Origin of the sequence: Sulfitobacter sp. 1A13353 (assembly GCF_043557255.1) — a bacterium.
Taxonomy (GTDB): domain Bacteria; phylum Pseudomonadota; class Alphaproteobacteria; order Rhodobacterales; family Rhodobacteraceae; genus Sulfitobacter; species Sulfitobacter faviae.
The window spans coordinates 275,775-283,334 of the sequence record NZ_JBIFFS010000007.1; the positions used below are offsets into that span (position 1 = coordinate 275,775).

General features: G+C 60.5%; 9 protein-coding genes. 6 read left to right on the plus strand and 3 right to left on the minus strand.

Annotated features, from left to right (window positions below):
• The first annotated feature begins 24 nt into the window (after nt 1-24).
• The gene (locus ACGYLO_RS17525; protein ID WP_271687285.1) at nt 25-1,290 is read left to right on the plus strand and encodes a glutamate-5-semialdehyde dehydrogenase; all 1,266 of its coding nucleotides are present in this window, start codon (nt 25-27) and stop codon (nt 1,288-1,290) included.
• A gap of 3 nt (nt 1,291-1,293) precedes the next feature.
• On the opposite strand, the gene ACGYLO_RS17530 is transcribed toward ACGYLO_RS17525, so the two are convergent.
• Nucleotides 1,294-1,896, minus strand: coding sequence for a histidine phosphotransferase family protein (locus tag ACGYLO_RS17530; RefSeq protein ID WP_271687284.1), 603 nt, complete (start codon nt 1,894-1,896; stop codon nt 1,294-1,296).
• Nucleotides 1,897-1,925: 29 nt separating this feature from the next.
• On the opposite strand from ACGYLO_RS17530, the gene ACGYLO_RS17535 reads away from it, so the two are divergent.
• The 5 genes from ACGYLO_RS17535 (at nt 1,926) to tsf (ending at nt 5,868) form a co-directional block, all read left to right on the plus strand.
• Nucleotides 1,926-2,111, plus strand: coding sequence for a DUF3553 domain-containing protein (locus tag ACGYLO_RS17535; RefSeq protein ID WP_067262087.1), 186 nt, complete (start codon nt 1,926-1,928; stop codon nt 2,109-2,111).
• A 148-nt stretch (nt 2,112-2,259) separates the two neighbouring features.
• Nucleotides 2,260-3,018 (plus strand): GNAT family N-acetyltransferase, encoded by a 759-nt coding sequence (locus ACGYLO_RS17540; RefSeq protein WP_271687283.1) that lies wholly within the window; start codon nt 2,260-2,262, stop codon nt 3,016-3,018.
• A complete protein-coding gene (locus ACGYLO_RS17545; RefSeq protein WP_271687282.1) occupies nt 3,015-3,863 on the plus strand; it encodes a 1-acyl-sn-glycerol-3-phosphate acyltransferase in 849 nt (282 codons plus the stop codon). The genes ACGYLO_RS17540 and ACGYLO_RS17545 overlap by 4 nt, the downstream gene beginning before the upstream one ends.
• A gap of 155 nt (nt 3,864-4,018) precedes the next feature.
• Nucleotides 4,019-4,894 (plus strand): 30S ribosomal protein S2, encoded by an 876-nt coding sequence (gene rpsB / locus ACGYLO_RS17550; protein WP_067262080.1) that lies wholly within the window; start codon nt 4,019-4,021, stop codon nt 4,892-4,894.
• A gap of 98 nt (nt 4,895-4,992) precedes the next feature.
• Nucleotides 4,993-5,868: a translation elongation factor Ts gene (tsf, locus tag ACGYLO_RS17555; RefSeq protein ID WP_067262078.1), complete on the plus strand. Its 876-nt coding sequence runs from the start codon at nt 4,993-4,995 to the stop codon at nt 5,866-5,868.
• A gap of 308 nt (nt 5,869-6,176) precedes the next feature.
• On the opposite strand, the gene ACGYLO_RS17560 is transcribed toward tsf, so the two are convergent.
• A complete protein-coding gene (locus tag ACGYLO_RS17560; RefSeq protein WP_271687281.1) occupies nt 6,177-6,932 on the minus strand; it encodes a LuxR family transcriptional regulator in 756 nt (251 codons plus the stop codon).
• On the minus strand, nt 6,932-7,369 hold the full coding sequence (gene aroQ, locus ACGYLO_RS17565; protein ID WP_271687280.1) for a type II 3-dehydroquinate dehydratase: 438 nt from the start codon (nt 7,367-7,369) through the stop codon (nt 6,932-6,934). The genes ACGYLO_RS17560 and aroQ overlap by 1 nt, the downstream gene beginning before the upstream one ends.
• Nucleotides 7,370-7,560 lie beyond the last annotated feature (191 nt).

Sequence of the window (7,560 nt, forward strand, 5' to 3'; positions counted from 1 at the left end):
AGGTGAAGATAGGGGCATAAGGCTATGAACGACATCGAGAATATCTCTGAACTGATGGCCCATATCGGCGCCCGCGCCCGTGCTGCGGCGACGCAACTGGCAACCGCCACGGCCGAGCGTAAACATGCCGCCCTTATCAGCGCCGCCGACGCCGTTTGGAAACACCGGGCCGAGATCATCGCCGCCAATGAAAAAGACCTCGCCTTTGGCCGCGACAAAGGGCTCTCGGATGCGATGATGGACCGGCTGATGCTGAACGAAGAGCGCATTCGCGGCATGGTCGACGGGCTGCGGTCGGTCGCGGAACAGGTTGATCCGGTGGGTGAGGTGATCGCTGAATGGGACCAGCCCTCGGGGCTTAACATTCAGCGCGTGCGCACCCCGCTCGGCGTGATCGGCGTGATCTATGAATCGCGCCCCAATGTGACGGCGGATGCGGGCGCGCTTTGTCTCAAAGCGGGCAATGCCGTGATCCTGCGCGGCGGGTCGGAAAGCTTTCATTCATCGCGTGCCATTCACGCCTGTCTGCAACAGGGGCTGCGGGATGCAGGCATGCCCGAAGACGCAGTGCAATTGGTCCCGACGCGCGACCGGGCGGCGGTGCGTGAGATGCTGACGATGACGGATACCATCGACGTGATCGTACCGCGCGGCGGCAAGGGGCTTGTCGGCTTGGTCCAGCGTGAGGCCCGGGTGCCGGTCTTTGCCCATCTGGAAGGCATCGTGCACATCTATATCGACGCCGAGGCGGATCCCGAAAAAGCGTTGAAGGTCGTGCTGAACGCCAAGACACGACGGACGGGCATTTGCGGCGCGGCGGAATGTCTTTTGATCCATGAGGATGTCGCCAAGACCATTGGCAATGGCGTGATCCGGGCGCTGATCGACGCAGGCGTCGAAGTGCGCGCCGATACGGCCTTGCAGGATGTCTCCGGCACGGTCCCGGCCAGCGATGCGGATTGGGGGCAAGAATACCTCGATATGATCGTCGCGGCGCGGGTCGTCCCCGATCTGGACGCTGCGATGGCGCATATTCGCCAGTATGGATCGGGGCATACCGATTGCATCCTGACCGAGAATGCCGAGACCGCCGCGGCGTTCTTCAGTGGGCTGGATTCCGCGATCCTGATGCATAACGCCTCGACCCAATTCGCGGATGGGGGAGAGTTCGGCATGGGCGCAGAGATCGGCATCGCCACGGGAAAGCTTCATGCCCGCGGCCCTGTTGGTGCGGCGCAACTGACGAGCTTTAAATACCTAGTGCGTGGCGAGGGGACGGTGCGCGGCTGACCTTTAGAACGAGAGGGTCAGTGCCGTTTCGCCGCTGTCGAGCGTGATTTCTCTCCCCTGTGCTTCGGCCAGCATTGGCAAAAGCGCGAATTGAACCTGCGCGGGCTGTAGCCGCCTGTCCGCGCCGGTCTGCGTCAGCAGCGCCCAAAGTTCAGGGTCTATCGCGATCTTGTCAGCCTCGGCCTTTAGGGACCAGCGGCCCGCCTCTTCACCGATGGTGATCCGCCCGCCGTGGTGCAGGGCCGTTTCGATACAGAGCAGCGCGAGGAAGGCCATCCGCACGCCATTGCGTGATTGCGGGCTTGTAACCTGCCAATCAATCTCAACCCTTGAGGCGGCATAGAGATCACGTAGGATCGAAGTCACCTCGTTCTGGCCCATGGTCTGATCGCCCGCGGCCCCAAAGGCGATGCGGAAAAAGCGGATCCGGGCCGAGGCGCTTTCGACGCTTTGACCGATCAAGGCAAGCTCAGGCCCCGGGGTGGCCCCGGTGCCCGCCATCTGAAGCAATTCAAGCCCGTTGTTGATGGCCCCGATTGGCGATATCAAGTCGTGGCAAATGCGGCTGCCGATCAGGGCGGGCAGGTCAATGTTAAGCTGGCCCATGGTGGCCCCTCGGAATGATTGGAAACGGCATGGATGATCTGAACGCGCTGCTGACCCCTGGCATGTTGGTGATGCATCCGCAGCATCCCGAATGGGGCACTGGACAGGTGCAAAGCAATATCGGCGGCAAGGTGACGGTCAACTTTCGTGACCAAGGCAAAGTGGTCATAGACAGCTTTCGTTTGGAATTAATGCCGGTCTTTGATGAGGGATGACCCTTTCCAAATCCTTAATGGTGGAAGAAAATTCTCTTAAAGCAACCATAGGGAGAGTAACCGATTTCCGCTTTCCCCGCAACTGTTGCGCCCGCGCAGCCGATTGCCTATCAGGCGGAGACTTTCATTTCGGGCATAGGATTGGCCGATGCCGCGGGGCGTAGCAGCAGATTTTCAGGTCAGATTAGCGCAGACGGAGGCCGATGTGCAGGCGGCACAGCGGCTGCGGTACGACGTTTTCGTGCGCGAGTTGGGCGGCGGCGGCCCGATGGTGGATCATGCCGCCGGGTTGGAGCGGGACCGGTTCGATCCCTACTTTGACCATCTGCTTTTGACCGACCGGCGCAGCGGTAAATTGGCGGGCGTCTACCGAGTGATGCGGAGCGATATGGCCGCACGGGCAGGGGGCTTCTATTCGGCGGCGGAATATGATCTGGCGCCGCTTGTCCAGTCGGGGCGTAAGCTGTTGGAATTGGGGCGCTCTTGCCTTGACCCCGCCTATCGCGGTGGCACGGCGATGCACCACCTTTGGGCCGCGCTAGCAGGCTATGTTGCCGAATATGAGATCGAGGTTCTCTTTGGCGTGGCGAGCTTTCATGGCACCGACACCGCGGCTCTGGCCGAGCCGCTTTCGCTTTTGCATCACCGGCATTTGGCGCCGCCCGAACTGCGGGTCCGCGCGCGTGATTACGCGCCCATGGACCTGATCCCCGAGCCCGAGTTGGACCGGCGCAAGGCCATGCTGGCGGTGCCGAGCCTGATCAAAGCCTACCTACGGCTGGGCGGGACCGTGGGCGAGGGGGCCTATATCGACCGGGCCTTCAACACCACGGACGTTTGCCTGATCCTTGATACGAAACAGATGAGCGCGCGGCAGATGCGGTTCTATAACGGGAGTGCTGCATGAGCACGACTTGGGGCAGCGACCAGCCGCCGCCAGAGCGGCGTTTGACGCTTGCAGGGATGCTGCGCGTCATGCTCCGCGGCGCGGTCTTGGCGTTTTTGGTTTTCGGCGGGTTACTGGTCTTGCTGCTGCTGCGCTTGGTCGAGCGGCCAATTTTTGGCCTGCATCGGCCCATCACCCCCCATATCACGCAGATGGTATGCCGCGCGGCGTTCTGGGTGCTGGGCATGCGCTTTATCCGCCGCGGCACCCCGATGGAACGGCGCGGCGCGGTGGTGGCCAACCATACCTCATGGCTCGATATTTTCGCGCTGAACGCGGCCAAACGGATCTATTTCGTCTCCAAATCCGAGGTCGCGGGCTGGCCCGGCATCGGCTGGCTGGCGCGGGCGACGGGCACCGTCTTTATTCGCCGCGACCGGGCCGAGGCGCGCAACCAGACGGAGGTGTTTCGGACCCGTCTTTTGGCCGGGCATAAGCTGCTGTTTTTCCCCGAGGGCACCAGCACCGACGGGCTGCAAGTGCTTCCCTTCAAGACTACGCTATTCGAGGCCTTCTTTGATCCGGCCTTGCGGGACGAGATCGCGGTGCAGCCCGTCAGCGTGATCTACCACGCGCCGCAGGGTGAAGATCCGCGGTTTTATGGCTGGTGGGGGGATATGTCCTTTGGCGCGCATCTGCTGACGACGCTGGCCGCGGCTCGGCAAGGCGCGGTCGAGGTGGTCTATCACCCGCCGTTGCAGGTGGCGGAATACACCGGGCGCAAGGCGCTGGCGCAACGCTGCGAAGCGATCGTGCGCGCGGGCCATGCTCAGGCAGGAGCCGATGGCGGGCCGCGCCTGCAATAAGCCCCTTGCGCTGCGCCGCGCGCTGGCCTATATGCGCCCCACTTGAACCCGCAGTCGGGGTTGGGCCTTTTGGGGAGAAATCCCAGATCGTCCGCCGGTTGGCAGCATGAGGCTGTCATACCCCCGATGAGGCTAAACCGGAAAGGTATAAAGACATGGCTCTTCCTGAGTTCTCCATGCGCCAACTGCTTGAAGCAGGCGTACACTTTGGTCACCAGACACAGCGCTGGAACCCCCGCATGGGCCCGTATATCTACGGCGCGCGCAACGGCATCCACATCATGGACCTCACACAGACCGTCCCCATGCTGGACGAAGCGCTGAAAGTGATCCGTGACACCGTCGCCAAAGGCGGCAGCGTTCTCTTCGTCGGCACCAAGCGTCAGGCCGCCCAGCCGATCGCTGACGCCGCAGAGAAATGCGCACAGTATTACATGAACCACCGTTGGCTCGGCGGTACGCTGACCAACTGGCAGACCGTTTCGCAGTCGATCAACCGTCTGAAAAACATCGACGAACAGTCCGAGCGCGGCTTCGAAGGCCTGACCAAGAAAGAGCGTCTTGGCATGGAACGCGACCAAGCGAAGCTTGAAGCGTCGCTGGGTGGTATCCGCGAAATGGGCGGCCGTCCTGACCTGCTCTTCGTCATCGACGTGAAGAAAGAGTCGCTGGCCATTGCAGAAGCCAACAAGCTGGGCATCCCGGTTGTGGCCGTGGTTGACACCAACTGCTCGCCCGACGGTGTTGACTACATCATCCCCGGCAACGACGACGCGGCCCGCGCCATCGCGCTCTACTGCGATCTGGCATCGCGCGCTGCTCTCGACGGCATGTCGGCTCAGCTGGGTGCAGCAGGCGTTGATCTGGGCGCCATGGAAGAAGCCCCCGAAGAAGAAGCCGTGAGCGAAGAAAGCACCGGCGTCGAAATCGGCAACGCGTCCGAAGAGACTCTGCATGACGATGCCATGGGCAAAGACGCGCCGCTGGACATCGAATCCAAGAAAGAGACCGTCGCCAAAGCCGAAGGCTAAGCGTCACGGACCTGAAACACGGGGCAGGGTAACCTGCCCCGATTTCCACCAGATGCGGGCCTTGGGCCTGCACCCGATTTCCAAAGGAGAACCAAGAGATGGCAATCACAGCATCCATGGTCAAGGAACTGCGCGACAGCACCGGCGCAGGCATGATGGACGCCAAGAAGGCACTGACAGAAAACGACGGCGACATGGAAGCCGCTGTCGACTGGCTGCGCACCAAAGGTCTGGCCAAAGCGGCGAAGAAATCCGGCCGTACCGCTGCCGAAGGTCTCGTGGCTGTTAAGGTCGAAGGCGGTCACGGTGTCGCGGTTGAGGTGAACTCCGAAACCGACTTCGTCGGCAAGAACGCTGAATTCCAATCCATGGTCAGCAACATCGCCGATGCCGCGCTGAAAGTGGACGATGTCGAAGCGCTGAAAGCGGCTGAGATCGACGGCAAATCCGTCGAAACCACCCTGACAGACGCCATCGCCAAAATCGGCGAGAACATGTCCCTGCGCCGCATGCAGAGCATCGAAGGCGAGACCGTCGTCTCTTACGTCCACAACGCCGCCGCACCCGGCATGGGCAAAATCGGCGTTCTGGTCGCCATGACCGGTGGCAACGAGGAACTGGGCAAGCAGATCGCGATGCACATCGCCGCTGTGAACCCCGCGTCGCTCTCCGAAGCTGATCTGGACCCGGCCGTGGTCGAGAAGGAAAAGCAGGTTCAGATGGACATCGCCCGCGAAAGCGGCAAGCCCGAAGCCGTGATCGAGAAAATGATCACCGGCCGCATGCAGAAGTACATGTCCGAAGTGACACTGGTGAACCAGTCCTTCGTCGTGAACCCTGACCTGACCGTCGGCAAGGCCGCTGAAGAAGCGGGTGCGACCATCACTGGTTTCGTGCGTCTGGAAGTTGGCGAAGGCATCGAAGTCGTCAAAGAAGACTTCGCAGCAGAAGTGGCGAAAGCCGCGAAAGGCTAAGCCTTCTCGACATGATGAATATGGGGCGGTGCATTCCGATGCGCCGCCCTTTTTCGTGGCCAATCACCGATAGGGACGCCGATAGAAACGACGGCTCAAAGCATCAGGGCGGGTTCTGGATGGGGCAGGGGAAGGATCCGGTCAGCCAGGCGAAAAATAAACCTGACTGAGACCGGCGAGCCAAAAAGCGCCCTGGTATTACAAGGATTTAGGGCCCGTCGTACCACAGGCGCGAACACCCGCGATACTGGCGGACCATGGCCATCTACTACCTGAGGTGCCAGTAAGGTATTCCATACCCTAATATATTACGGATCCATCACAAACATCTGGTTGGCAAAGGCCGCTTTCAGCACCGCCTGAGCCGTCGTCTCGACCGACAAAGCCTCCCGCGCGAGGCGCAGGTGTTTTTCGACCGTAGGCGCCGTCAGACCCATCAGCAGGGCGATATCCTGCGTGGTCTTGCCATCTCCGACCCATTGCAGCACCTCCAGTTGGCGCCGGGTGAGGCTGCGGTTGGGGCTTCTGTAGGGCAGGGAGAGGATTTTCAGATGCGCAATTTCATTCATCAGCTGAATGTCCGCGCCATGCTTTTTCCAAATCGCATCCACCTCATCCTGAGATAGCCCGCGGCGCGCCGTTAGCGCAATCGCCCCCTTGGACCGGGCCGAGATCGAGCGGAAACTGATCGTATAGCCCGCCGTCACATCCATGCTGGCGTTGAAGTCGATCACCCGTTTTTCGGTCTCCGACAAGCCCTCGCGCTGCGTGATCTCCGCCAAGGTGCCCCAGCTACAAGCGCCTTCGTTGTTGAGCGCCCAACGCAGCATCGGCGCATTGAAGTAGAGCCCACTGTGCAGATAGCCGTTGAGGTATTCCGCGCTTTGATTGCTTAAAATCACGAAATCCGCCGGGTCGCCCAAAGAGGTCGGTGTGCGGTAGCGCGTAAACCCGTAGATCAGCCGGTCGAATCCATAGTCAGCCATCTGTCGCGTATGGGCATCCCAGAGTGCTTCGATTGTCGGGCTATGCGCGATCTGATGCAAATAGTCGCGCAAGATCATCAGCTTCCGATATGACGTTGAAGGGCTTGGATTGCCAGAACATAGCCATGAACGCCAAAGCCGCAGATTTGTCCAAGGGCCACAGGTGCGATATAGGACGTGTGGCGGAAACTCTCACGCGCGTGGATATTGCTCAGATGCACTTCGACCACCGGCAGTTCGACAGAGGCGATGGCGTCCATCAGCGCGATGGAGGTATGGGTATAGGCGCCGGCATTCAGAATGATACCAGCATGTTGGCCGCGGGCCGCATGGATCAAATCGATCAGGCTGCCTTCGTGGTTCGACTGCGCAAACTCCATCTCCAGACCCAGCCGTGCGGTTTCCTCGGCACAGAGTGCCTCAACATCCGCCAAGGTGGTCTTGCCATAGACCTCAGGCTGCCGCGTGCCCAAAAGGTTCAGGTTCGGGCCGTTCAAAATAAGTACAGACGCCATAATCACTCACATTAAATCATCTAGATAGTGTTAACGGAGCAAAACTGGCGCTGTCCAGCGTCAGGTGGCATTGCGGTGCTACTGTGGCGAGAAAATCGCAACAACAGGGCTGGCGTGTGAGTTCACGGTGAAGTGCAGTTTTTGATATCTCGTTTTACTCCAACCGTTTCTGTATTTCCATCAGGTTGCTT

Coding starts and splice junctions, on each gene's coding strand:
- ACGYLO_RS17525 (WP_271687285.1), top strand. CDS start 25: ATGAACGACATCGAGAATATCTCTGAACTGATGGCCCATATCGGCGCC.
- ACGYLO_RS17530 (WP_271687284.1), bottom strand. CDS start 1,896: ATGGGCCAGCTTAACATTGACCTGCCCGCCCTGATCGGCAGCCGCATT.
- ACGYLO_RS17535 (WP_067262087.1), top strand. CDS start 1,926: ATGGATGATCTGAACGCGCTGCTGACCCCTGGCATGTTGGTGATGCAT.
- ACGYLO_RS17540 (WP_271687283.1), top strand. CDS start 2,260: ATGCCGCGGGGCGTAGCAGCAGATTTTCAGGTCAGATTAGCGCAGACG.
- ACGYLO_RS17545 (WP_271687282.1), top strand. CDS start 3,015: ATGAGCACGACTTGGGGCAGCGACCAGCCGCCGCCAGAGCGGCGTTTG.
- rpsB (WP_067262080.1), top strand. CDS start 4,019: ATGGCTCTTCCTGAGTTCTCCATGCGCCAACTGCTTGAAGCAGGCGTA.
- tsf (WP_067262078.1), top strand. CDS start 4,993: ATGGCAATCACAGCATCCATGGTCAAGGAACTGCGCGACAGCACCGGC.
- ACGYLO_RS17560 (WP_271687281.1), bottom strand. CDS start 6,932: ATGATCTTGCGCGACTATTTGCATCAGATCGCGCATAGCCCGACAATC.
- aroQ (WP_271687280.1), bottom strand. CDS start 7,369: ATGGCGTCTGTACTTATTTTGAACGGCCCGAACCTGAACCTTTTGGGC.